General features: G+C 71.7%; 22 protein-coding genes. 5 read left to right on the top strand and 17 right to left on the bottom strand.

Annotation, left to right across the window (positions count from 1 at the left end; translation table 11 throughout):
- Positions 1 to 64: 64 nt before the first annotated feature.
- The 5 genes from Dfulv_RS08245 to Dfulv_RS08225 all read left to right on the top strand — a co-directional run bounded on the left by Dfulv_RS08245 (position 65) and on the right by Dfulv_RS08225 (position 4,883).
- The gene (locus Dfulv_RS08245; protein WP_259862047.1) at positions 65 to 1,168 is read left to right on the top strand and encodes a glycoside hydrolase family 5 protein; all 1,104 of its coding nucleotides are present in this window, start codon (positions 65 to 67) and stop codon (positions 1,166 to 1,168) included.
- A complete protein-coding gene (locus Dfulv_RS08240) occupies positions 1,161 to 2,555 on the top strand; it encodes an MFS transporter (protein WP_259862046.1) in 1,395 nt (464 codons plus the stop codon). Before Dfulv_RS08245 ends, Dfulv_RS08240 begins: the two co-directional genes overlap by 8 nt.
- Before the next feature lie 62 nt (positions 2,556 to 2,617).
- On the top strand, positions 2,618 to 3,427 hold the full coding sequence (locus Dfulv_RS08235; protein ID WP_259862045.1) for a DNA-formamidopyrimidine glycosylase family protein: 810 nt from the start codon (positions 2,618 to 2,620) through the stop codon (positions 3,425 to 3,427).
- A 68-nt stretch (positions 3,428 to 3,495) separates the two neighbouring features.
- Positions 3,496 to 4,110: a hypothetical protein gene (locus Dfulv_RS08230; protein ID WP_259862044.1), complete on the top strand. Its 615-nt coding sequence runs from the start codon at positions 3,496 to 3,498 to the stop codon at positions 4,108 to 4,110.
- Positions 4,095 to 4,883: a hypothetical protein gene (locus Dfulv_RS08225; protein ID WP_259862043.1), complete on the top strand. Its 789-nt coding sequence runs from the start codon at positions 4,095 to 4,097 to the stop codon at positions 4,881 to 4,883. Before Dfulv_RS08230 ends, Dfulv_RS08225 begins: the two co-directional genes overlap by 16 nt.
- 1 nt (position 4,884) lies before the next feature.
- Here the strand turns inward: Dfulv_RS08225 and pspM are convergent, their stop codons facing one another.
- From pspM to Dfulv_RS08140, 17 genes are all read right to left on the bottom strand, one after another.
- A complete protein-coding gene (gene pspM, locus Dfulv_RS08220) occupies positions 4,885 to 5,643 on the bottom strand; it encodes a phage shock envelope stress response protein PspM (protein ID WP_259862042.1) in 759 nt (252 codons plus the stop codon).
- A 16-nt stretch (positions 5,644 to 5,659) separates the two neighbouring features.
- On the bottom strand, positions 5,660 to 6,520 hold the full coding sequence (locus tag Dfulv_RS08215; RefSeq protein WP_259862041.1) for a PspA/IM30 family protein: 861 nt from the start codon (positions 6,518 to 6,520) through the stop codon (positions 5,660 to 5,662).
- 158 nt (positions 6,521 to 6,678) lie between these two features.
- The gene (locus Dfulv_RS08210; RefSeq protein WP_259862040.1) at positions 6,679 to 7,485 is read right to left on the bottom strand and encodes a hypothetical protein; all 807 of its coding nucleotides are present in this window, start codon (positions 7,483 to 7,485) and stop codon (positions 6,679 to 6,681) included.
- Positions 7,486 to 7,500: 15 nt separating this feature from the next.
- A complete protein-coding gene (locus tag Dfulv_RS08205; protein WP_259862039.1) occupies positions 7,501 to 9,324 on the bottom strand; it encodes a substrate-binding and VWA domain-containing protein in 1,824 nt (607 codons plus the stop codon).
- Between the two features lie 158 nt (positions 9,325 to 9,482).
- The gene (locus tag Dfulv_RS08200; RefSeq protein WP_259862038.1) at positions 9,483 to 10,013 is read right to left on the bottom strand and encodes a helix-turn-helix domain-containing protein; all 531 of its coding nucleotides are present in this window, start codon (positions 10,011 to 10,013) and stop codon (positions 9,483 to 9,485) included.
- 93 nt (positions 10,014 to 10,106) lie between these two features.
- The gene (locus Dfulv_RS08195) at positions 10,107 to 10,634 is read right to left on the bottom strand and encodes a CinA family protein (protein ID WP_259862037.1); all 528 of its coding nucleotides are present in this window, start codon (positions 10,632 to 10,634) and stop codon (positions 10,107 to 10,109) included.
- Positions 10,631 to 11,248: a CDP-diacylglycerol--glycerol-3-phosphate 3-phosphatidyltransferase gene (pgsA, locus tag Dfulv_RS08190; protein WP_259862036.1), complete on the bottom strand. Its 618-nt coding sequence runs from the start codon at positions 11,246 to 11,248 to the stop codon at positions 10,631 to 10,633. The genes Dfulv_RS08195 and pgsA overlap by 4 nt, the downstream gene beginning before the upstream one ends.
- The gene (rimO, locus tag Dfulv_RS08185; RefSeq protein WP_259862035.1) at positions 11,245 to 12,672 is read right to left on the bottom strand and encodes a 30S ribosomal protein S12 methylthiotransferase RimO; all 1,428 of its coding nucleotides are present in this window, start codon (positions 12,670 to 12,672) and stop codon (positions 11,245 to 11,247) included. The genes pgsA and rimO overlap by 4 nt, the downstream gene beginning before the upstream one ends.
- Positions 12,673 to 12,722: 50 nt before the next feature.
- On the bottom strand, positions 12,723 to 13,091 hold the full coding sequence (locus Dfulv_RS08180; RefSeq protein ID WP_259862034.1) for a DUF3291 domain-containing protein: 369 nt from the start codon (positions 13,089 to 13,091) through the stop codon (positions 12,723 to 12,725).
- A 148-nt stretch (positions 13,092 to 13,239) separates the two neighbouring features.
- Positions 13,240 to 15,837 carry an FtsK/SpoIIIE family DNA translocase gene (locus Dfulv_RS08175; RefSeq protein ID WP_259862033.1) on the bottom strand — a complete coding sequence of 866 codons (2,598 nt, stop codon included), beginning with the start codon at positions 15,835 to 15,837 and terminating at the stop codon, positions 13,240 to 13,242.
- A gap of 2 nt (positions 15,838 to 15,839) precedes the next feature.
- A complete protein-coding gene (locus Dfulv_RS08170; protein WP_259862032.1) occupies positions 15,840 to 16,208 on the bottom strand; it encodes a DUF2784 domain-containing protein in 369 nt (122 codons plus the stop codon).
- A gap of 43 nt (positions 16,209 to 16,251) precedes the next feature.
- Positions 16,252 to 17,940: a ribonuclease J gene (locus Dfulv_RS08165; protein ID WP_259862031.1), complete on the bottom strand. Its 1,689-nt coding sequence runs from the start codon at positions 17,938 to 17,940 to the stop codon at positions 16,252 to 16,254.
- Positions 17,937 to 18,890, bottom strand: coding sequence for a 4-hydroxy-tetrahydrodipicolinate synthase (dapA, locus tag Dfulv_RS08160; protein WP_259862030.1), 954 nt, complete (start codon positions 18,888 to 18,890; stop codon positions 17,937 to 17,939). Before dapA ends, Dfulv_RS08165 begins: the two co-directional genes overlap by 4 nt.
- A 36-nt stretch (positions 18,891 to 18,926) precedes the next feature.
- On the bottom strand, positions 18,927 to 19,664 hold the full coding sequence (gene thyX, locus Dfulv_RS08155; protein WP_259862029.1) for an FAD-dependent thymidylate synthase: 738 nt from the start codon (positions 19,662 to 19,664) through the stop codon (positions 18,927 to 18,929).
- A 9-nt stretch (positions 19,665 to 19,673) separates the two neighbouring features.
- Positions 19,674 to 20,228: a DUF2752 domain-containing protein gene (locus Dfulv_RS08150; RefSeq protein WP_406567945.1), complete on the bottom strand. Its 555-nt coding sequence runs from the start codon at positions 20,226 to 20,228 to the stop codon at positions 19,674 to 19,676.
- Entirely contained in the window at positions 20,228 to 21,478 is a 1,251-nt protein-coding gene (locus tag Dfulv_RS08145) for a winged helix-turn-helix domain-containing protein (RefSeq protein WP_259862027.1), read from the bottom strand. The genes Dfulv_RS08150 and Dfulv_RS08145 overlap by 1 nt, the downstream gene beginning before the upstream one ends.
- 80 nt (positions 21,479 to 21,558) lie before the next feature.
- On the bottom strand, positions 21,559 to 22,923 hold the full coding sequence (locus Dfulv_RS08140) for a glycosyltransferase 87 family protein (RefSeq protein WP_259862026.1): 1,365 nt from the start codon (positions 22,921 to 22,923) through the stop codon (positions 21,559 to 21,561).
- Between the last annotated feature and the right edge of the window lie 44 nt (positions 22,924 to 22,967).

The following is a 22,967-nucleotide window of genomic DNA, read 5'->3' as shown; positions in this document are numbered from 1 at the left end:
GCTCCTGTTGGTGGTGGCGATTGCCGTACCGCTGCAGCTTCCGAGACCGGCGAGGGTGCTGTGCGTGTCGGACATCGTGCAGGCCCGGGCGGTCGCCGGGCTGGCGAACTTCTCCGGCTGGCTGCGCCGCAACCACGCGACCGGGTTCATCGGCGAGATCGGCTGGCCGGCGGACCGCGACGCCGATCAGTGGACCGGCGTCGCGGAGGCCTGGTACAACGCCGCCGACATCGTCGGCCTGCCGGTCACCGCCTGGGCTGCCGGAACGTGGCCGGCCAACTACCCGATGGCGGTGTACCGCCCGGTCGCGCAGGGTCAGTCTGTGGACGTGGCCGGTCCACAGGCGAAGGTGATCGAGCGCCATGGCACGACCCCGACGTACCTCCGCGGGGTCAACCTGGCGGCGGGCTCGTTCGCGACGTCGGAGGTCAACGGCGGCTTCGGCACCGGCAACCCCGGGCTGTACGGGCAGGACTACACGTACGAGACGCCCGCCAGCTACACGTTCCTCGCCGGGCGGGGCGTCCACCTCGTGCGGCTGGCGGTCAACTGGGAGCGGCTGCAACCGCGCCCGTTCGGGCCGCTGGACGAGGTCGAGGTGGCCCGGGTCCGCGGCGCGCTCGAGCACGCGCGGGCGGCCGGCCTCGCGGTGATCCTCGACCTGCACAACTACGGCGACTACGCGGCCGGCGGCGGCTCGTCGGGCCAGCCGCGCATGCTGCGGCTCGGCGACGACCGGCTGCCGACGACGGCGCTCGCCGACTTCTGGGCGCGGATGAGCCGCGCCGCCGACAACCCGGCCGTCATCGGCCTCGGGCTGCTCAACGAGCCGACCCGGCTGGCCGCCGACGGCCGCGACGGCGCCCTGATCTGGGAGCGCGCCGCGCAGCAGGCCGTCGACGCGATCCGGTCCACCGGCGACCGGCGGGCGATCCTCGTCAGCGGGTACATCCCGATGGGCCCGCCGTCGTGGGGGCAGATGCACCCGACGGCGTGGGTCGTCGACCCGATCAACCGGATCGCGTACGAGTCGCACGCGTACTTCGACCACGACGGCAGCGGCCACTACTGGATGTCGTACGCCGACGAGTTGCGCAGCGTCACCTGGCCCCACCCGACACTGTGCCAACGCCTGACGCCCATGACCCGCCAGGTGCTGGATGCGTAACCGCGCCCTCGCGGTCGGTCTCGTGGCCGCGTTCATGACCCTGCTCGACGTGAGCATCGTGAACGTGGCGATCCCCTCCATCCAGGCCGACCTCGGCGTCGGCACGAGCGGCCTGCAGTGGATCCTCTCCGGCTACGCGCTGACGTTCGGCCTGCTCCTGGTGCCGGCTGGCAGGCTCGGTGACGCCCGCGGCATCCGTGGCGTGTTCGTGGCCGGGCTGCTCGGCTTCACCCTGGCCAGTGCCGCGGCCGGGGCGGCACGCAACGAACTCTGGCTGGTCACGGCCCGGCTGGTGCAGGGCGCCGCGGCCGGCGTGCTCAACCCGCAGGTCACCGGCCTGATCCAGCGCCTGTACCCGCCGCCCGAGCGGGGCCGCCCGTTCGGCCTGCTCGGCGCGACGATCGGCATCGCCACCGCGATCGGCCCGCTGCTCGGCGGGGTCCTGATCCAGCTGGGCGGTTCCGGGGAGGGCTGGCGCTGGGTCTTCTACATCAACGTGCCGGTCGGTCTGGTCGCCGCCGTGCTGGGCTGGCGGCTGATCCCGCGCCGTCCGGCGGAGCTGCGCCGCCGGGAGAGCCTCGACCCGGTCGGCGTGGTGCTGCTCGGCGCGGCGGTCGTCCAGATCCTGCTGCCGCTGGTCCAGGAGCGGCAGTGGCAGGGCAACACGAAGTGGCTGCTGGTCGTCACCGGCCTCGCCACCCTCGCGGTGTTCGTGACCTGGGAGCGGCGCTTCGCCCGGCGGGGCGTGCCGCTGATCGAACTCGGCCTGTTCCGTGTGCCGTCGTACGGGCTGGGGACGATCGTCGTCCTGCTGTACTTCGCCGGCTTCACCGCCAACTTCTTCATCTTCACGCTGCTCCTCCAGCGCGGGCACGGCTACTCCGCGCTGGGGGCCGGCCTCGCGATCACTCCGTTCGCGCTGGGCTCGGCGGTGGCGGCGTTCCTGGGCGGCCGCATCGTCAACCGTCTCGGCCGCCCCCTCGTGGCGCTCGGCCTGGTCACCGTCATCGTCGGGCTGACCGCGACGATGGTGGTGCTTCGCCTGGTACCGCAGGTGTCTCCCGGGTTGACGATGGCCCTGCCGCTGCTGGTGGCCGGGGCCGGCAGCGGGCTGGTGATCACGCCGAACCAGACGCTGACCTTGGCGGAGGTGCCGGTGGACCGTTCCGGCAGCGCGGCCGGCATGGTCCAGACCGCACAACGTGTCGGCGCGGCGTTCGGCATCGCCGCGATCGGCTCGGTGTTCTTCGCCCGCCTGAACGCGACGGGCGGCGACTGGTCCGCCGCGCTCGAGGGTTCGTTGACCGCGTCGATCGGCTTCATGCTGCTCGCCCTGCTGGCCGCGATGGCCGACGTCCTGCGGATCCGCCGTGCATCGGCGGCTTGAGCGGGCCGCGACCCGGCCACCGCACCGGGACGGCGCGCGAGCCGCGAGGCAGGATTGACGGCGTGCCCGAAGGTGACACCGTCTGGAACACCGCCCGCGTGATCGGTCGTGCCCTGGAGGGGCAGGTCGTCGAGCGCAGCGACTTCCGGGTGCCCCGGCTCGCCACCGTGGACCTCGGCGGGTGGACGGTGGCCGAGTCGGCGAGCCGCGGCAAGCACCTCCTGCTGCGCCTGACGAAGGACGGCCGGCAGCCGCTCACCCTCCACTCCCACCTGCGAATGGACGGCGTCTGGCGGACGTACCGCAAAGGCGAACGCTGGTCGGGTCGCCCGTCCCACCTGATCCGCGTGGTGCTGCACACCGGCACCGTGGCCGCCGTCGGCTACCACCTCCACGAGCTCGCCGTCGTGCCGACCGCCGAGGAGCAGCAGCTCGTCGGACACCTCGGTCCGGACCTCATGGGCGACGACTGGGACGCCGGCGAGGCGGTCGCGCGGCTGCGGTCGAAGCGGGACCGGTGGATCGCCGACGCGCTGCTCGATCAGGCCAATCTCGCCGGGATCGGCAATCTTTACAAGGCCGAGACGCTGTTCCTGCGCGGGTTGTCGCCGTGGGCCACGGTCGGTGAGGTCGCCGACCTGCCGGCCACCGTCGACCTCGCGCACCGGCTCCTGAACTCGAACCGCGGGCGCTGGACCCAGGCGACGACGGGTTCGCTGCGGCCCGGTGAGGCCAACTGGGTCTTCGAGCGTGCCGGACGGCCGTGCCGCCGGTGCGGGACGACGGTCCGGCGGTGGACCGGTGGTGATCACGACCGCATCACGTACTGGTGCCCGCACTGCCAGCCCGGTGAGCCCCCGTCACGCGGGTGACGATCCACGTGTCGAGTTGGCGACCTGTCGCTGGCGGTGACCGGACGGCGAATAGATCATCTGCTGTTGTGCCCCTGCCGCTGCTGATCCGCCGGTCCGGCCGCACCGTCGTCGGTCTCGCCGGCGCGTTCGTCGGCCTGGCCATGCTGTTCCTCACGTCGCGGGCCGTGTTCGCGACGGGCGGTGACGGCGTGGCCGTCGGCCGGCTGGTCTGCGGGGTGATCTTCCTCGCTCTGGGCGCCGGCCCGTTTCTCCTGCTGGACAAGGAGTTCTGGCGCTCGACGCTGCGGACCGGCTACAAACCGCCGGAGCCGGTGGTCCTGTTGCCCCTCGCGGTGCCGGCCCCCGGCAAGACGCCGCGCGAGGCGGCTGGGCGCGAGCACGGTAGGGTCTTGGAGGTGCTGGACGCCCGCGGGCCGGCCGAGCCGCCACGACCGGTCGGTGCCGACCCGGGCAAGCTCGCATCCGCACTCGAACGCCTCGGCCGGCTGCACGGCGCCGGCGAGCTGACCGACGCTGAAATACACGGCCGCAAAGCAGCGGCTGCTGGGCACGTCTCCTGGGGAGGGGCGATGAGCAGGACGTCTGCGGGGCTCAAGATCTGTCCGCCGGTGTTGCGGGCGGCGGCGATCCTCGGCGGGGCGGCGCTGGGCGTGGTGGCGAACCGGTGGATCACCGGCTGAGCCGGCGCGGGCTTTTCGCCGGAGCGGGTGCCTCGCTCGTGGCGGCCGCGCTCGGCGGATGCGACAACACTCCCCTGGTGACACCGACGGCGGCCCCGACCGTCCGCCCGCCCGCCAACACCCCGCTCGCCGTCTGGGAGCTCACCGGCGGCCTCAACGGCGCCGGGATGCGCGCGCTGCGCGCACCGCGGCTGGTCGTCTTCGGCGACGGTGAGGCGATCGCCGACGCCGCCTACCGGGCCCGGCTCGACCCCGACCAGTTGCAGAGCCTGGCGGCGGGCCTCACCGAGGACCTGCGGTCGTCCGGGGCACAGAAGAAGCCGACGGTGACCCCGACGATGCGCGACGCGCTGGTGACCAAGGTGTCCGTGTGGTCCGAATCCGGGACGCTGTCCTTCTCCGCCGAAGGGCTCGACGAGGCCAAGACGGATCACCTGTACGCCGACGTGCTCTACACCGCGCGGGACCGCCTCGCCGCCGTGTACAAGACGGTGTCGGCGACGGCGCAGCCGTATCTCGCAACCCGGGTCCGGGTGGTGGCGGTCCCGGTCGACGGCGATGTGGCCGGCGTGACGGCGTGGCCGACGGAGGTGGCGCTGCCGGCGTCCGGCGACGGGGGCCTGCGCAAGGCCGACCTGGACGGCGACGCGGCCCGCGGCGCGGTGCGGATGTTGACGCGCGACTTGGACCAGCGGGGCGCCTGGCCGGCATACCGCATCCCGGACGGCACCCTGGTCCGTGCCAGCTGGCGCTACCTGCTCCCCAACGAGTGACTCACGCGGGCTGCGGCCGCGCGTTGGGCGTGCTGCGCAGGTCGGCCAGCCCCTCGGCGACGCCGTGCAGGAAGGCGGTGGCATCGGAGAGGTTGCCCAGTGTCGCGCTGTCCTCGGCCACGCAGCCGGCAGCCGCGGTGACGAACTGCTCGTAGGCGGTGACACCCTGCTCGAGCTGCGCGGCGAGCGCCGCGTGGGCCGGGCGGAGCGACTCCCCGGCGGGGCCCAGGCCCATGGCCCGCTCCACCGAGGCGGTGCGCTGGGCCAGGTCGCGCAGGGAGCGCTCGGCGACCGCCGCGTCGAGCACGGCGGCCTCCGCGGTCGGGCCGAGACGGCCGACGAGCCCGCTGAGCATCGCCGAGGCGCGGTCGAGGCGCTTCCACGGCTCCGCGACCGTGAGGCCGCGCAGGCGGAACGACTCGCGCTGCCGGTCGAACTCGGCCAGCGCGGTCTTGCCGGCCGGCAGCCGCTGGACGAGGCCCACGAGCTTCTCGCGGGCCAGCGCGCCGGCGAGCATGGGGTCGGGCTCCTCGGGAACCGGCAGCTGACGGAAGGCGCGGTAGTCGATCCACCGCCAGATCGCGATCGCGATCGAGCCCCCGGCACCGGCTGCCCAGAAGGCGTCGGGGAGGCCGAGGCCGCTGTACGGAACGAGGACCGCGGTCGCGCCGGTCAGCAGCCCGGCACGCACGGACCAGCCCCGGGCGGAGCGGTGCAGCCTCCGCAGTCGTTTCAGGTGCTTGGTCCGTGCCGTAGCCATGACACCCCTCCGTCGGTCAGCTCGCGCTGGCGGAGTCCCCCGCCGACTTGTCCTTGTTCATGCTCGCCCGGATCTCGTCGAGCCGGGCCACGCTGGCGTCCTTCTGCGCGGCGGGCGCCGTGACCGCCGGCGACTCCGGGGTGCCGGCGAGCTTCTCGCCGGCCATGCTCGCGCGGATCTGGTCGAGGCGGGAGCTGCCGGCCATGTCGAGCGTCGAGCGCTGCACCTCGAGCATCCGGCCCTCCACCGAGTTGGAGGCGAGCTCGGCGCGGCCCATCGCGTTGGCATACCGCCGCTCGATCTTCTCGCGCACCTCGTCGAGCGACGGGGTGTTGCCGGGAGCGGCGAGCCCGCTCATCGACTCGAGCGACTTGGCGACCGTCTCCTGCATCTTCGCCTGCTCCAGCTGGCTGAGCAGCTTGGTGCGCTCGGCGAGCTTCTGCTGGAGCATCATGGCGTTGTTCTCGACGGCCTTGCGCGCCTGGGCGGCGGCGTTGAGCGACTGGTCGTGAAGGGTCTTGAGGTCCTCCATGCCCTGCTCGGCGGCGACCAGCTGGGTCGCGAACACCTGAGCGGTCTGCTCGTATTGCGCGGCCTTGGCCTCGTCGCCCTCGGCGCGCGACTTGTCGGCGAGGACGAGTGCCTGCCGGGCCGAACCCTGGAGCTTCTCCACCTCGGACATCTGCCGGGACAGTCGCATCTCGAGCTGCCGCTGGTTGCCGATCACGGCCGCGGCCTGCTGCACCAGGGCCTGGTGCTGACGTTGCGCGTCCTCGATCGCCTGCTGGATCTGCACCTTGGGATCGGCGTACTCGTCGATCTTGGCGCCGAAGAGCGCCATGAGGTACTTCCAGCCCTTAGCGAACGGATTCGCCATTTCGCGGTCCTCTCTCGGCCAGCACAAGAACGTGCGGCTTCCATCGTGTCAGGCGCACGCTAGAGCGTCACGCCCACCTTGTGGGCAAAGCCACGGAAATACCGGGCAAACCAGGTCAAACGTCATGCAACTCAGGGTGATCTCAGGGCTGCGTCTCATCACATGTGTTCCCCTCCGGAGAGCGCAGAACGGGACAGGCGCTCCGCCTCGGCGAGCCCGGCCCGCATGCCCTCAAGATCGTTGGTGAGCTCGGCGACCTTCGAGGCGGTGAGCGACGTGCCTCCCGCGGTGGTGGCGTGCAGCGCGAGGAGCTCGGACATGCGCGCCACCAGCCCCTCCATGCCGAGCACGGCGGACTGCATCCGGGCGAGCAGCATCTCCCGGGCCTCGTTCAGCCGCCGGCCGACGTCCAGCTGGTCGGTGACCGCCCGCAGCGCCCGCTCCCGCTCCTGGCGCAGCGGGCCGGCCGGCAGGCCCTGCAGGCCGCGCTGGAGCTGGGAGCGGTCCTGCCGGAGCTGCTGGACGTTGATGCCGGCGGCGGTCTGCTCGATCAGCGTCACCTGGCCGGCGAAGCGGACCAGGTCGGCGAGCGCGCCGGCGGCCTGGTCGTCAACCTCGCCGATCTGGCCGCGCAGCACCGGATCAGCCGGGCTCTCCGACTGCCGCTGCAGCGTGCGGACCGCCGTCTCGGCCCGCCGCAGCCACCGCCCGGCATCGCTGCCGCGCGGCGGCGTGGGCAGGTCGGGCAGCGGTTGGATCCGGGGGCGCGCAGCGGCGGTCCGGTCGGTGATCGCGCCGAGCCCGATCCGGATGCCGTAGACGGCACCCGCGACGGCCAGCCCGACCGGCACGCCGACCAGCAGGCCCGCCGGGGCGAGGGCGGCCGCGACCGCCCCGCCCATGCCGCCCAGGATCCCGGCGGCGACGAGTCCCCACGGCTCGGTCAGCTGCTCCTTGACGCCCACGGACGTAAGTCTGCCTCAGAAGTTGCTGAGAACGTTGACCAGAACCTTGTCGATCGTCGTCGGATCGCTGGCATCGTAGGCCGCCGCCCGCGACGCCGACGAGATCCGCTGGAGGACCTTGAGGTCGGCCTGCCCGCCGTACGCAATGGTGAAGACGCGCACCGGGATCTCCTTGTCGGAGGTGTCCACGTCGCGCACCAGCGCATCGAGATCGCTGTCCTTCGGGTATTCGTTCTTGCCGTCGGTGAGCACGACGACGGCGTTGATGCGGCCCGGGTCGGCGGTCTCGACCAGCTTGCGCTGCGCCGCGCGCGTGGTGGCGTAGAGGGCCGTGCCGCCCTCGGCGCTCAGCGACTTGAGGACCTGTTCGAGCCGCTTCCGGTTGGCGGACAGCGCACCGACGGGTACCTGTTCCGTGTACGGCGTCGGCGCGCCGTTGACCTCCGTCGAGAACGTCCACAGCCCGACCTCGTCGTCCGGCGCCAGCAGCGTCAGCGATTGCAGCGCGGCCGACTTCGCCAGCTCCATCCGGGACTGACCGTTGCCGGCGGGGTTGTCCATCGAGCCGGAGACGTCGAGCACCAGCAGGACCTTGGCCCGCTTGCGCTGCGCGTCCCAGGTCGTCAGCGCCTTCTCCAGCACCTGCGGCGACGGCGGGTCGATGACGGTGAACTTGGCGTCGGGCAGCAGGCCGTTGGCGGTGGTGAGCCCGGCGCCGCCCTTGCCCTGGTACGTGCGGAAGGCCAGGTCGGTGAACCGCTGCTGCTGTTGCGCGTCCCGCACGTAGGCGAGGAAGTCGTCGGCGGCCGCCTTCTGCTCGTCACTCGCGTTCGTCAGCACGACATACGGGTGGTCCGACAGCAGCGTGCCTTCCTTCGGGTACACGGCCACCAGCGGTACGCGCGGCTTCGTGCCCTTGCCGGCCAGTGCCGGGTCGCCGGTGGGGTTGCCCTGGTTGTAGTCGTAGACCGACTTCTCCTCGACGGCCACGGCGCTGACGTAGTTGAGCCCGCGCCCCGCCTGATCGGCGGCGGCCAGGTTCGACAGGAAGGTCAGCGTGGTGTCGCCGTAGTGCACGACGCTGGACTCGACCGACTTCACGAACTGCAGCACGGTCGGGTTGGTCAGGTCCTTGTCCGTCAGGTCGGTGGAGCGCCCGGTCGCGGCGAAGTAGGCGCCGACGGTGGCGTTGAGACCCGACGTCGAGAAGCGCGGGTTGGTCTTGCCGAGCTTGAACCGCCCCCACTCCGGGTGTCCCTTGGCGCCCCAGCCGTTGGGGTCGTTGGTGAGCCCGAGCACGTCGCCCCAGCCGATCGGCTTGTCGGGCCAGCCGAGGGCCTCCGCCATCGGCTTGGGCATCGCCAGCACGAGCGGCGACTGCGCGACCGTGGGCAGCTTGCCGTCCGGAACCAGGCCGCCCTTGTCGCCGCTGGCCAGCCGCTGCCGCAGCAGCGCCACCCAGGACGACGACGCCGGTGTCCACACCTGTGGCACCGGGCCGTCCTTGGCCGGATCCCAACCGGCGGCGAGGGCGTCGAGCGCCGCGCCGGACGCCTTCGACGTGACGACCGGGTCGGCGCACTTGCCGTCGAAGCGGCGGTCCTGCTCGACGTACGCCTTGGCGATCTGCTGCAGGAGCGCGGCCTTCTCGCTGGAGGCGGCGATGTGCAGCGGCGTGCAGCCCTCACGGCGCGGGGTCGCGGTCTTGTCGTCGCCTTCGTCGCCGCCCCGGGTCGCGGTCAGCACGACGTAGACCCCGCAAATTGCGATGAGGCCGACCACCACCGCGACGATGATCGGTAAAAGGTTGCGCCGCCGGGTCGGTGCCGGGAAGGTCACAGTCGTCGCCTCCGCGAAAGCCACTGTTGCACGCCGCCGTCCGGCGTTGCATCAGTGTGGCAGGTGCGGTCGACAACGCTGGGAAGTGTCCGCTGCACAGCGCGCTGCGACACAGCGGCACGGTGAAGCGCCGGGAGGAAGAAAAGCCGGGAAGAGGGTCAGGCGGCGTAGACGACGTCGCGCTCGCGGTCCACCGCGGGACGGGCGCGCAGGGTCGTGCGGAGCGGGCCGTCGTGGTGGACGGCGACCGACAGCTTCACGTCCGTGGCGAGCTTGGCCTTGGGAGTGCCGCGCGTGAGCCGCGCCTCGGGAGCCGACGGGCCGGCGGAGGCCGACGAGCCCGACCCTGCCGAAGGAGGGGCGGTCGCCCCCTCGGCCGGGGAAGTCGCCGCCGAGCCGGGACTCTCGTCGGAGGAGGGCTCGGGAGCGCCGACCGGCACGAGCACCGGAGGCATGTCCTCGGACAGCGCCAGCGTGTCGCTCACGTCGCGCAGGACCTCGGACAGCGCCGCGCCCAGGGCCTCGCAGATCGCGGCCAGCAACTCGCTGGACGCCTCTTTCTGGCCCCGTTCGATCTCCGACAGGTAACCGAGGCTCACGTTGGCAGCCGTCGACACCTCACGCAGAGTCCGATGCTGGGCCTGCCGTCGCGCTCGTAGCGCGTCACCGATCACTCGACGAAGCAGCACGGCGGCACCCCCTCCGAGGCAACTGACAAGCCCGCGAAAACTGGTACCCGTCACGGTACCTGGTGCGGAGCCGATCGACACCCCGCCCCGCGGTTATCTAGGGGTGAGGGTGATCGCGAGGGCCTCGGCGAGCAGCGCCACGGCGGCGTCAACGGTGCCCCGGCGGATCGCCGGGCGGTCGCCCGCCAGAGTGAACTCGCGGACCTCCACCCGCTCGGGGTCGCCGTGTGCGAGGGGCGGGCCGACCACCGCGACATAGACCCGGCCGACCGGCTGGCCCGCCTGCGGGTCCGGTCCGGCGACCCCGGTCGTGGCCAGGGCCCAGTCGGCGCCGCACCGCTCACGGGCACCGGCGGCCAGCGCGGCGGCCACCGAGGCGTCGACGGGGCCGTGCGCGTCGAGCAGCGGCGTCGGCACGCCCAGGAGCGTGGCCTTGAGGTCCGTCGCATACGCCACGATGCCGCCGCGGAACGCCCGGCTGGCGCCCGGCACCTCGACGAACGCGGCGGCGAGCAACCCGCCGGTCAGCGACTCGGCCACCGCCAGCGTCTCACCGCGGGCCACCAGTTCATCGAGGATCGCCGGAGGACCGCTTGCCGGGCTGATCGTCGCGCCGTTCATGCGGCCTCGTCCGCCGCGGGCGCCACCGCGGGCGCCGGTCCGGGAAAGGGGAGCGCCGTCCGCCGGATGCGGATGGCACGGAGCACGTAGTCGATGCCTGTGACCACTGTCACGATCACGGCGGCGAACATGAGCCACGGACCGACGGCCGCCAGGCCGTCGGGGAGCGGCGTGAGATACCACCCGATCGCCAGGATCTGCAGCGCGGTCTTCACCTTGCCGCCCCGGCTGGCCGGGATGACCCCGTGCCGGATGACCCAGAAGCGCAACGCGGTGACGCCCCACTCGCGGACCAGGATGACCAGCGTCACCCACCAGGGCAGCTTGTCGTAGACCGACAGCAGGACGAGCGCCGCGCCGGTGAGGGCCTTGTCGGCGATCGGGTCGGCCACCTTGCCGAACGACGTGACCAGGTTGTGCGCGCGGGCGATCCAGCCGTCGACGTAGTCCGTCGCGGAGGCCACGACAAACGTGATGCCCGCCGCGAGCTGCCATCCGTCGCGGGTCATGCCGCTCGCCACGACGAAGAACACGAACACGGGGACGAGCACCATCCGCACGACCGTGAGGATGTTCGCCGCGTTGAGCAGCGGGACGGGCTTGATCGCCGTCATGGTGTCGCCGGACTGATCATCTCGATCGGCATCGCGACCAGGTCGACGCCGACACTCTCGGTGACCTTGGCCCGCACGAAGTCGCCCGGATGCAGGGTCGCCGGGTCGAGCCCGGCGCCGGCGACGAGCGTCGTGGAGCCGTCGACCTCGGGCGCCTGGTGGGCGCCGCGCCCCTCGACGACCTCCTCGTCGATGTAGTCCACCAGCACCTCGACGATCGAGCCGACCCGGTCGCCGGCGCGCTGGGCGCACAGCTCCTCCGCCAGGGCGCTCATCCAGTCATACCGCTTCTTGATCGTGTCGGCGGGGACCTTGTCCGGCAGGGTGGCGGCCTCGGTGCCGTCCTCGTCGCTGTAGTCGAAGACGCCGACCGCGTCGAGCCGCGCCTCGGTCAGGAACCGGGCCAACTCGTCGATGTCCTCGCGGGTCTCGCCGGGGAAGCCGACGATGACGTTGCTGCGGGCGCCCGCGTCGGGGTCGAACCGCCGGACGCTGTCGAGGAGATCGAGGAACCGCTCGGTCGAGCCGAACCGGCGCATGCGACGCAGCACGGGCTCGCTGGAGTGCTGGAACGACAGGTCGAAGTAGGGCGCGACGCCGGGCGTGGTGGCGATGGCCTCGACCAGGCCGGGGCGGGTCTCGGCGGGCTGGAGGTAGGAGACGCGGACCCGCACGATGTCCCGCACCGCCGCGAGCTGCGGCAGCAGTTTCTCCAGCAAGCGGGGGTCGCCGAGGTCCTTGCCGTATGACGTCGAGTTCTCACTCACGAGCACCAGCTCGCGCACGCCGTTGGCGGCCAGCCACTCGGCCTCGGCGAGCACCTCGTCCGGCGTGCGGGACACGAACGCGCCACGGAACGCCGGGATCGCGCAGAACGAGCAGCGCCGGTCGCAGCCGCTGGCCAGCTTCAGGGGTGCGACGGGGCCGGAGTCGAGCCGCTGCCGCAGCACACCGCGCAGGTGCGCCGGCAGGTGCCCGGGCGTCACGACCTGGGCCGTGCGCCGCTCGACCGGCGTGATCGGCAGCAGGGTGCGCCGGTCGCGCGGCGCGTGTGACGGAATCGTCTCGCCGGCGAGGATCGCGTCGAGGCGGGCGGCCATGTCCGGGTAGTGGTCGAAGCCCAGCACGGCGTGCGCCTCGGGCAGCTCGCCCGCCAGCTCCTGCCCGTATCGCTCGGCGAGGCAGCCGGTTGCCACCACCTTGGCGCCGGTGTCGGCCGCGGCCAGCAGGGTGTCGATCGAGTCCTGCTTGGCCTTGGCGACAAAACCGCAGGTGTTGACCAGCACGACGTCGGCGTCGTTGCCGTCGGTGGTGACGGACCAGCCGCCGTCGGCGAGGCGGGCGGCGAGCTCCTCGGAGTCCACCTCGTTGCGGGCACAGCCGAGAGTGAGCAGGGCTACGCGGCGGTCAGCGTTGGTGGACATGCTGTCGAGGGTACCGACCGGGACTGACAATTTGCCGGGCGGATCCTGCCTCAGGCGGCGGGGAACGGGTCGCGGAAGGTGAAGGCCGCGGGCGAAGGTCCCTCGCGTCGCAGCAGGTCGAGCCGCTCCCCCGCCTCGGCCAGCGTCGGGACGTGCCCGGCCGGGATCCACCAGTTGGCCGCGTAGACGTCACCGAACGGCTCGAACCACTCCCGCCGACGTCGCAGCACGTCGAGGTGCACGCTACGGAAGGTGAACTCGCGCAATGCCTCCAGGCACTCCCACACCGACAGGTTGACCAGGATGCCGTCCAGCGACGTCGCGTCGGCCCCGGTTCGCGCCGCACACGAGCGCCGGATGGGTCCGGGCGACCCCGTCGAAGGGGCAGTTCCGCAGCCGCCACACGTCCCCGTCGGCATACGGCTCGTCCTCCGCGCCCCGGACAGCCGCCCCCTGCCGGCGCGCCGCGGCGTGCAGCGTCGCCGGCGGCAGCGCCGAGCACAGCACGACGGCCAGTAGGTCGACACCGGTCAGCCCGAAGGCGAGCAAGGCGGCGAGCACCGCCCGTCAGTCGTCGTCACCGGACTGAAGCTCGGCCAGCACCTCCGGCAACTCGTCGGGCTTGATCAGCACGTCGCGAGCCTTCGAGCCCTCAGAGGGGCCGACGATCCCCCGGGTCTCCATGAGGTCCATGAGCCGGCCGGCCTTGGCGAACCCGACCCGCAGCTTGCGCTGGAGCATGCTCGTCGAGCCGAACTGGCTGGTGACGACCAGCTCGATCGCCTGCACCAGCAGCTCGAGATCGTCGCCGATCTCCTCGTCGATCTTCTTCTTGCCGTCTTCGGCCTTGACCAGCACGTCGGGCCGGAACTCCGGCTCGCGCTGGTCCTTGCAGAACTTGACGATGTCGTTGATCTCGGCCTCACTGACCCAGGCGCCCTGGATGCGGACCGGCTTCGACGCGCCCATCGGCAGGAACAGCGCGTCACCGCGGCCGATGAGCTTCTCGGCACCGGGCTGGTCGAGGATGACCCGCGAGTCGGCGAGGCTGGACGTGGCGAACGCGAGGCGGGACGGCACGTTGGCCTTGATCAGGCCGGTGACGACGTCGACGCTCGGCCGCTGGGTGGCCAGCACCAGGTGGATGCCGGCGGCCCGGGCCAGCTGCGTGATCCGCACGACCGAGTCCTCGACGTCGCGCGGCGCCACCATCATCAGGTCGGCCAGCTCGTCGACGACCACCAGCAGGTAGGGATACGGGCGGATGACCCGCTCGCTGCCCGGCGGCGCGGTGATCTGGCCGGCGCGGACCTTGCGGTTGTAGTCGTCGATGTGCCGCACCCCGGCCGCGGCCAGGTCGTCGTAGCGCATGTCCATCTCGCGCACCACCCAATCGAGGGCGTCGGCCGCCTTCTTCGGGTTGGTGACGATCGGCGTGACCAGGTGCGGGATGCCTTCGTAGCTGGTCAGCTCGACCCGCTTGGGGTCGACGAGCAGCAGCCGCACCTCGTCGGGCGTGGCCCGGGTGAGCAGCGAGACGAGCAGGCTGTTGAGGCAGCTCGACTTGCCCGCGCCGGTGGCGCCCGCGATGAGGATGTGCGGCATCTTCGCGAGGTTGGCCACCACGTAGCCGCCCTCGATGTCCTTGCCCAGCGCCACCAGGAGCGGGTGGTGGTCGCTGGTCGCGGGCCGCGAGCGCAGCACGTCACCGAGCGCCACGTTCTCCCGGTCGGAGTTGGGGATCTCGACGCCGACCGCGCTCTTGCCCGGGATCGGGCTCTGGATGCGCACGTCGGGCGACTTCACCGCATAGGCGATGTTGCGCGACAGCGCGGTGATCCGCTCCACCTTGACCCCGTGGCCGATCTCGACCTCGTAGCGGGTCACCGTCGGGCCCCGCGTGAAGCCCGTGACGAGGGCGTCGACGCCGAACTGCTCGAAGACCCCTTGCAGGGCGGCCGTGACCTCGTCGTTGGCGCGGGTGCGGCCGCGCGGGGCGTCCCCGGTGCCGAGCAGGGTCGGCGGGGGAAGCTTGTAGTCGGCGTCGGTGAGCGCGAGCTGCTCGGCCCGTGTGGGCAGGGGCGAGTGCTCCGGCGGCTCCTTGGTTTTCTTCTTCTTCGTCGCGGGCGGCACCCGGTCGAGCACGACCGTGTCGTGCACGAGCTCGGGGGCCAGGTCGGGCGCCGCGGCGTCGAAGAGACCGCCCCCGCCCGGACCGTCGGGCCCGGCCGGGTCGTCGATCGGGTGCGGCATCGAGGCCTGGCGGCGCCGCGACGGGTTGCGCCGGGCCGGCTTGGGCTCCGGCTCGTCGTAGAGCTCGTCGAACTCGTCGTCGTCCGCCAGCGTCGGGTCCTCGACCCGGCCGAGCGCGAGGTCGCGCAGCTGGCGCCAGCGGTGCGGGATGCGGGAGATCGGGGTGGAGGTGACGACGAGCAGGCCGAAGCCGGACAGCAGCAACAGCAGGGGCACCGCGACCCACGCGGTCACCGCCATCTCCAGCAGCCCGCCGCCGGCCCGGCCGAGCAGGCCGCCTGCCTGGTCCATCTGCGCCGGCCGGGTGGGGCTGTCGGCGGCCAGGTGCATGAGGCCGGTGGCGCCGATGGACAGCGCGGTCCAGCCGACGAGCCCGCGACCGCGGTGGTCGTCCTCCTGGGCGGAACGCATGACCCGGATCCCGCCGACGAGCAGCAGAACCGGCAGCACCGCGGAGGCGGCCCCGATGAACGTGTGGCAGACGTCGGCGAGCCAGCGGCCGACCGGACCGGCGGCCTGAAACCACAGCGCCGCGGTCAGCAGGACGGCGAAGCCGATCAGCGCCAGGCCCGCGCCGTCACGGCGGTGCTCCGGATCGAGCCCGCGGGCGTTGGCGGCCTGCCGACCGACGGCCCGGGCGGCCCAGCCGACCCCGTGGGCGAGCCCCATCCAGACGGCGATCATGCCCCTGCCGAACAGGCCGAGCGGTGTGGCGACCACGGCGCTGCCGCGCCGCCGCCGAGCGGCAGGTGTGCTCCGGGGCGTCGTCGTGCGACCGCGGGCCGCCGGAGGAGTGGTCGTGCGCGCCCGGGGCGCCGCCCGCTTCGCAGGGCTGCTCGAACGCGTGTTCGAACCGCCGCGCGCGTTGGACGTGCCGCCGCCGCGGCCGGCCTGGGAGGTGCGGCCCGCCATGGTCACACCGTAGCGGGGGGCTCCGACATTTTTTTGCTTCGACGGGTCGTGTCCCGCCGGTTTCTGTACTTCACATAGAGCCCGACGTAGGAGCCGACCACCAGTACACCCACCAGGACCTGCAGATAGTGGGTGTAACGCGCCGGATAGAGGACACCCTCGATGTACTGGTCGATGAACCCGCGCTCGACGCCGGCCTGCCCCGCCCGGCGCCGCGCCCAGTGCTCGATGGAGGTGAGCGGGCACCGCAGCGAGAACGTCACGACCGTGAGACCCCAGGCGGCGGCTGCCAGGTGGGGCCAGAAGGCCTTCGGCCACCGCCAGGCAAGGAAGCCGCCCAGCACCACGTAGGCGAGGAATGCGAAATGCACCACAAGCACCGTGGTCGCGAGCACCCCGTACACGGCTGCGGCCTTAGACCTCGACCACCGTCGGCACGATCATCGGCCGCCGCCGGTACGCCTCGTTGACCCAGCGGCCGACCGTGCGCCGGACGATCTGCTGCAGTTGATGCGGGTCGGTGATGCCCTCTGTCGCCGCCTTGTTGAGCGCCTCGGTGACCAGCGGCAGCACCGCGTTGAACACCGCGGGGTCGTCGGAGAAGCCCTTCGCCGACACCGTCGGGCCAGCCACGACCTTGCCGGTGACCGAGTCGATGACCACCGTCGCGGCGATGAACCCGCCGTCGCCGAGGATGCGCCGCTCGGTGAGCAGCGACTCGCCGACGTCACCGACGGCGAGGCCGTCGACGTAGACATACCGCGAGCGGATGTGCCCCACGAGCGTGGCCCGCCCGTCGACGAGGTCGACGACGTCGCCGTCCTCGCACAGCACCACCTGGTCGTCGGGCACACCGGACTCGCGGGCCAGCTGGGCATGGGCGCGCAGGTGGCGCCACTCGCCGTGGATCGGCATGAAGTTTCGCGGCTTGACGACGTTGAGCAGGTAGAGCAGCTCCCCCGCCGGCGAGTGGCCGGACACGTGGACCTTGGCGACGTCCTTGTGCACGACGGTGGCGCCCGCCCGGGACAGCTGGTTGATCACCCGGTAGACGGCGGTCTCGTTGCCGGGCACGAGCGAGGAGGCCAGCACGACGGTGTCGCCCTCGCTGATGACGACGTGCCGGTGGTCGCCGTTGGCCATGCGGCCCAGGGCGCTCATCGGCTCGCCCTGCGAACCCGTCGACATCAGCACGATCCGGTCCGACGGCAGGCTCATCGCCTCGTCGATCGCCACCACCAGTCCGGCCGGCACACGCAGCAGCCCGAGGTCGCGGGCGATGCCCATGTTGCGCACCATCGAGCGGCCGATCAGCGCCACCTTGCGCCCGTGGGCGTGGGCGGCGTCGAACACCTGCTGCACCCGGTGCACGTGGGAGGCGAACGACGCGACGATGATGCGCCCTTTCGCCCGGCCGAAGATGCTCTCCAGGACCGGCCCGATCTCCCGCTCCGGAGTCACGAAGCCGGGGATCTCCGCGTTGGTGGAGTCGGACAGCAGCAGGTCGACACCCTCGGCGCCGAGCCGGGCGAATCCGGCCAGGTCAGTGATCCGCCCGTCGAGCGGCAACTGGTCCATCTTGAAGTCACCGGTGTGCAGCAGCCGCCCGGCCGACGTGGTGACGGCGACCGCGAGCGCGTCCGGGATCGAGTGGTTGACCGCGAAGAACTCGCACTTGAACGGCCCGAGCTGCTCCACCTGGCCCTCGCGGACGGTCAGCGAATAGGGCTCGATGCGCCGCTCGGCCAGCTTTGCCTCGACCAGGGCCAGCGTGAACTTCGACCCGACGAGAGGGATGTCCGGTTTGTGGGCAAGCAGGTAGGGAACCGCGCCGATGTGGTCCTCGTGGCCGTGCGTCAACACGATCGCCTGAACCTGCTCGAGCCGGTCGAGGATCGACGAGAAATCCGGCAGGATCAGGTCGACACCCGGCTGCTCAACGTCGGGGAAGAGCACCCCGCAGTCGATGATGAGCAGCTTGCCGGCGTGCTCGAGCAGCGTCATGTTGCGGCCGATCGCGCCGAGACCGCCCAGAGGGGTGATCCGCAGGGTGTCTGGTCCCAATGGTGGCGGCGGATCGAGCTCGACGTGCGCCACGGTCATAAGGGCACTCCGAGTTCGTTGTGGTGGGCAATCTGTTCCGCGGTCCCGATCGTGCGGCCCGCCTCAGCGCAATCTTCCCGCAAACGGCCGAGCTCCGCCGCATTCGCCGGGACAAGCGGCGGCCGGACCGGTCCGGCGGGAAGGTCCAGCAGCATCAGGGCGGCCTTGGTGAGGATGACACCCTGCGTGCGGAAGAATCCGCAGAACGCGGGCAGCAGCTTCAGGTGCAGGTCGCGGGCCGTGGCGATGTCACCGGCCTCGTAGGCGAGGATCATGCGCTTGGTCTCCGGGCCGAACACATGCGTCGGCACCCCGACGACGCCGACCGCCCCGACGGACACCAACGGCAGCGTCAGCTTGTCCTCGCCGGAGTAGTACGCCAGATCGGTCCGCTTGATCACCCAGGCGCTCTCGCCGAGGTCACCCTTCGCGTCCTTCACCGCGACGATCCGCTCGTGCTCGGCGAGGTGGCACATGGTCTCGGTCTCGATCGGCACTCCGGTGCGGCCGGGGATGTCGTAGACCATCACCGGCAGGCCGGAGGAGTCCGCCACGCTGCGGAAGTGATGCAGGATGCCCGCCTGGGGCGGCTTGTTGTAATACGGCGTCACAACGAGAAGGCCGTTGGCACCGGCCTTCTCGGCGGCCCGGGCCAGCTCGATCGTGTGTGCGGTGTCGTTGGTGCCCACCCCCGCGATCACGGTGGCCCGGTCGCCGACGGCCTCGATGACCGCCCGCAGGACCTGGTCCTTCTCCGCGTCGGACGTCGTCGCAGACTCGCCGGTGGTGCCGTTGATCACCAGGCCGTCGTGCTCCTGCTCGTCGACCAGGTGGGTCGCCAATCGTGCGGCACCGTCGACGTCGAGCGAGCCGTCACGCCGGAACGGCGTGACCATCGCGCTGAGCAGTCGGCCGAAGGGCCGGCCTGAGACGGAACCGGTGCGTGTCATACGCACAACCTAGCGGACGCCTTCCTTGCGCTCTTCTCAAGATTCCCAGCTGTACTTGCCGGTGGCGACTTCGGTGCCGTCCGGCAGCGCGCTGATGATGAAGTCACCGAACACGCTGGGCGCGATGCGCTGGAGTTCGCGCAGGCAGGCGACGGCGACCTCGCGGATCTCGACGTCGGCCGCCTCGGTGGCGCGCATCGTCACGAAGTGCCGCCAGGCCCGGTAGTTGCCGGTGACGACGATCCGCGTCTCGGCGGCGTTGGGCAGCACCGCCCGGGCGGCCTGCCGGGCCTGCTTGCGCCGCAGGGTGCCGTTGGCCACATCGCTGAACTTGGCCTCGAGCCCCTCCAGGAGCTCGTTGTAGGCCCGCAGGGCCGCCTCATTCGCCTCGACGAAGGTCTTGTGCAGGGCCGGGTCCTCGGCGATCACGGCCGGCTCGATCATCGCGGCGTCGCGGCCCGGCACGTAGCGCTGGGAGAGCTGCGAGTAGGAGAAGTGGCGGTGCCGGATGAGCTCGTGGGTGAACGAGCGCGACACGCCGGTCAGGTAGAACGTGACCGAGCCGTGCTCCAGGACCGACAGGTGGCCGACCTCCAGGATGTGCTGCAGATAACCCGCGTTGGTCGCGGTGGCCGGGTTGGGCTTGCTCCACGACTGGTAGCAGGCGCGGCCGGCGAACTCGGCGAGCGCCTCACCGCCCTCCGCGTCGGTCTCCCACGGCACGTCGGCAGGGGGCTCGAAGTGGGTCCACGCGATCGCTTTGACGGAGAGCATGCCCAGACCCTAGACGAAGAACCAGGTGAAGGGCGCCCATGGGAGGTTGCGCAACACCGAGAATGCGAGCCACGCCACGAGGAAGCCGACCAGCGCCCTGTTGGAGATCCGCAGCACCGGCAGCTTGAACGGCAGGTTGAGCTTGTTGACCGTCCAGCTCACGTAGAGATACGCGAGGAAGGGCGCCGCGAACAGCAGCGGCGCATGGTGGTGCGCGGCGGCCGGGATGTCACCGTGCAGCATGTACCACGCGGCGCGCGTGCCGCCGCAGCCCGGGCAGTCGAAGCCCGTCAGCAGCTTGACGATGCACGTCGGCGGGTCGGTGGCGCCCGCCCGCGTGGGGTTCATGAGCAGCGTGTATGCCACACCACCGCCGATCAGCGCGCCCACCCCGGCCGGTCCGGACCATGCCGGCAGCCGGTCGATGAGCCGCTGGAACCGCCCCTTGGGCGGCGGCTGATAGGCGTAGTGGTAGACGGGCGGCGGCGGGGCCGTCTCGTCGGCCACGGGCGCCGCCGGCTGGGCGACCGTGAGGGCAGCCGGCAGGGATGACGTCACGCTCATCACGCTACACCTCCGGCGCTCGCCAGCGCCTTGGCGAGCTGGTCGGCGAAGTCGCCCCGGTGGGGTGCCTCGACCGCCGACAGGCCGAGCCAGCCCGCGAACCGGTGCAGCTCGGCGGCGAGCGCCTCGGCGACCGCACCGGGCCCCGGCGCGGCGCGCCCTGCCGGCGGCTCGACCCACGCGGCCGGCACCTGGAGCACGCCGGCCTTCCGGTCGGCCTTGAGGTCCACCCGCGCCACCAGCCGGTCACCGAGCAGGAACGGAAGCACGTAATACCCATACAAGCGCTGGGGCGGCGGCACGTAGATCTCGATGCGGTAGTTGAAGCCGAACAGCCGCTGCACCCGGGCCCGCTCCCACATCAACGGGTCGAACGGGCTGACAAGCGTCGCCGCGCTCACCCGCCGCGGCACCCGCGCCTCGGCGTGGAGGTAACCCTGCGGGATCCAGCCCTCGACCCGGACCGGCACCAGCTCTCCCGCCTCGACCAGCTCCGCGATGGCCGTGCGGGCGCCGTCGAGCGGAAGCCGGAAGTAGTCACGCAGCTCGGCCTCGGCGGCGACGCCCAACGCGCGGGCCGCCACCCGGACCAGCTCGCGGAAGGCGTCGGCCGGCTCCGGCGTCGGGGCCGCGAGCACCTCGGACGGGAAGATCCGCTCGGGAACGTCGTAGACCCGGGCGAACGACGAGTTGCGCCGGGCCACACTGACCTCACCCGAGTAGAACAGCCACTCGATCGCGGTCTTGGTGTCCGACCAGTTCCAGCCCCAGTGGTCCTTGCGGCGCGGCTGGACCAGATCCCCCTCGACCTCACCGGCGGTCATCGGCCCCTTGGCCCGGATCTCGTCGAGCACCCACCGCACGAGGTCGGGCTGCTCGCGGGAGATGCGGACCATCCGTCCCCAGGCCGCACCGGACCGCATGCGCCAGCGCAGCGCCGGGTGGAGGTGCACCGGGACCAGGGACGCCTCGTGCGCCCAGTATTCGAACAGCTCCCGCGGTCGCCGATAGGCCATCCGGTCGAGCAGGTCGGTGGCATAGGGGCCCAGGCGGCTGTAGGCCGGCAGATAGTGGGCGCGCTGGACCACGTTGACCGAGTCGATCTGCAGCAGGCCGGTGCGGGCCAGCACGCGCCGCACGTGGCGGCGCTCCGGCACCCCTGCGGGGACGCGGTCGGTGAAGCCTTGCGCGGCGAGGGCGACCCGCCGGGCCTGGGTGAGCGACAGTGTCTCGGTCATCGTCTCGGTCATCGACAGGGAGGCTAGCCCGGGGGTACGACAAAAACGGGACAGCGGCCCCGCAGGGCCGCTGTCCGGTGTGTCAACAGGCACTAAGCGCCGACGAGTGGGCGCGACGGTTCTATGCCGTCTCCGGGTTTGCCCCTGACGGCGGCTCCGGCATCCTTCGCGTCGAACGCGGCACGGACCCGCCGATCGATCTCGAGGAGGTCCGGCACGTCCTCGACGGCCGGGCCGGTGGAGTGGCCGGGGTCCGCTGAACGGGCCGGGCCGGTGCTCGCGTCGGCGGGCTCCCGGATCGGCAGGCCGATCAGCAGGCCGATCATCAGCAGAATGTACGCATTACTACCGATGAGGCCGAGCCCGTCGAACTTCGCGTGGAACGCCCACGGCGTGCGGCTGCACAGCAGCAGGTATGCGAAGCCGCCGATGATCGCGAGGTTGCGGCGGCGTCGCGGGTCGATCGACTTGTCGGTCGCGTAGTCGAAGAGGATCGCCAGCGAGGGCAGCACCCAGACCAGGTGGTGGATCCAGCTGATCGGGCTCACCATGCAGCCCACCAGACCGGTCAGCGCCAGGCCGGCGAGCTCGTCCCGAGCCTTGATCGCACGGCGCACCCGCCACGCCCACACCGCGAGCGTGATGAGGACGAGCAGCAGCCACAGCGGCTTCATCGGGTCGGGGTTGAACAGCCGGGACACCAGGCCGCTGAGCGCCTGGTTGGACACGAAGCTCGACGAGCCGACGCGGTCGGTGTTCCACATCGCGTCGGTCCAGAACACCCGCGAGGCGTCGGGGGCGAACGTCGCGGCGGCCCAGGTGGCCGTCGCGGCGGTCGCGGCCGAGACCGCGGCGGCGCGCCAGCGACGGGTGACCAGCAGGTAGACGATGAAGACGCCGGGGGTGAGCTTGATGGCGGTCGCCAGGCCGATGCCGATGCCGCCCAGGCGGCTGCCGCCGCGGACCAGCAGGAGCACGTCGCCGACGACCAGGAAGAGCAGCAGGATGTTGACCTGGCCGAAGTTGACGGTCTCGCGGACCGGCTCGAACGCGGCGACGAGGCCGAAGGCAAGCGCCATCGCGAACCAGAACTGCCAGCCCTGGCGCTTGATGACCGGGCCGACCAGCCAGGTGAGGATCACCAGCAGGGCGAGCACGTTCATCGTGACGCTGATGGCGATGGCGGTGTGCCAGCCGATGTAGGCCATCGGCGTCATAAGCGCCGCGGCGAACGGCGGATACGTGAAGCCATACGGCGTGCCGGGAACCAGGTAGTCGTAGATGTCGCCACCGCGGTTGACCCAGTAGTCCATCGCGCCGTAATAGACCTTGAGGTCGAAATACCCGTTTCTCGCGGCTGCCACCGACAGGAAGGCCCAGACCACGGCCCAGAAGGCCGCGACGATGAGCACCTTCTTGACGGCGGGCCGGAGCTTGGGCCGGACGGCCGTCAACACGGCGACTCGTCCTCGCTCCGCCACTTGTGCTGCCCTCCACTCAC

The sequence above is a fragment of the Dactylosporangium fulvum genome, assembly GCF_025137375.1.
In the GTDB taxonomy this organism is placed as follows: Bacteria; Actinomycetota; Actinomycetes; order Mycobacteriales; family Micromonosporaceae; genus Dactylosporangium; species Dactylosporangium fulvum.
This window is presented reverse-complemented; position numbering and strand designations above follow the sequence as displayed.

Excerpts from the sequence above, each read along its gene's own strand:
- Dfulv_RS08195 (WP_259862037.1), bottom strand. The coding sequence starts at position 10,634 with ATGAACGGCGCGACGATCAGCCCGGCAAGCGGTCCTCCGGCGATCCTC.
- Dfulv_RS08240 (WP_259862046.1), top strand. The coding sequence starts at position 1,161 with ATGCGTAACCGCGCCCTCGCGGTCGGTCTCGTGGCCGCGTTCATGACC.
- Dfulv_RS08165 (WP_259862031.1), bottom strand. The coding sequence starts at position 17,940 with ATGACCGTGGCGCACGTCGAGCTCGATCCGCCGCCACCATTGGGACCA.
- Dfulv_RS08215 (WP_259862041.1), bottom strand. The coding sequence starts at position 6,520 with ATGGCGAATCCGTTCGCTAAGGGCTGGAAGTACCTCATGGCGCTCTTC.
- dapA (WP_259862030.1), bottom strand. The coding sequence starts at position 18,890 with ATGACACGCACCGGTTCCGTCTCAGGCCGGCCCTTCGGCCGACTGCTC.
- Dfulv_RS08175 (WP_259862033.1), bottom strand. The coding sequence starts at position 15,837 with ATGGCGGGCCGCACCTCCCAGGCCGGCCGCGGCGGCGGCACGTCCAAC.
- Dfulv_RS08180 (WP_259862034.1), bottom strand. The coding sequence starts at position 13,091 with ATGCCGACGGGGACGTGTGGCGGCTGCGGAACTGCCCCTTCGACGGGG.
- pspM (WP_259862042.1), bottom strand. The coding sequence starts at position 5,643 with ATGGCTACGGCACGGACCAAGCACCTGAAACGACTGCGGAGGCTGCAC.
- Dfulv_RS08145 (WP_259862027.1), bottom strand. The coding sequence starts at position 21,478 with ATGACCGAGACGATGACCGAGACACTGTCGCTCACCCAGGCCCGGCGG.
- thyX (WP_259862029.1), bottom strand. The coding sequence starts at position 19,664 with ATGCTCTCCGTCAAAGCGATCGCGTGGACCCACTTCGAGCCCCCTGCC.
- pgsA (WP_259862036.1), bottom strand. The coding sequence starts at position 11,248 with ATGACGGCGATCAAGCCCGTCCCGCTGCTCAACGCGGCGAACATCCTC.
- Dfulv_RS08150 (WP_406567945.1), bottom strand. The coding sequence starts at position 20,228 with ATGAGCGTGACGTCATCCCTGCCGGCTGCCCTCACGGTCGCCCAGCCG.
- rimO (WP_259862035.1), bottom strand. The coding sequence starts at position 12,672 with ATGTCCACCAACGCTGACCGCCGCGTAGCCCTGCTCACTCTCGGCTGT.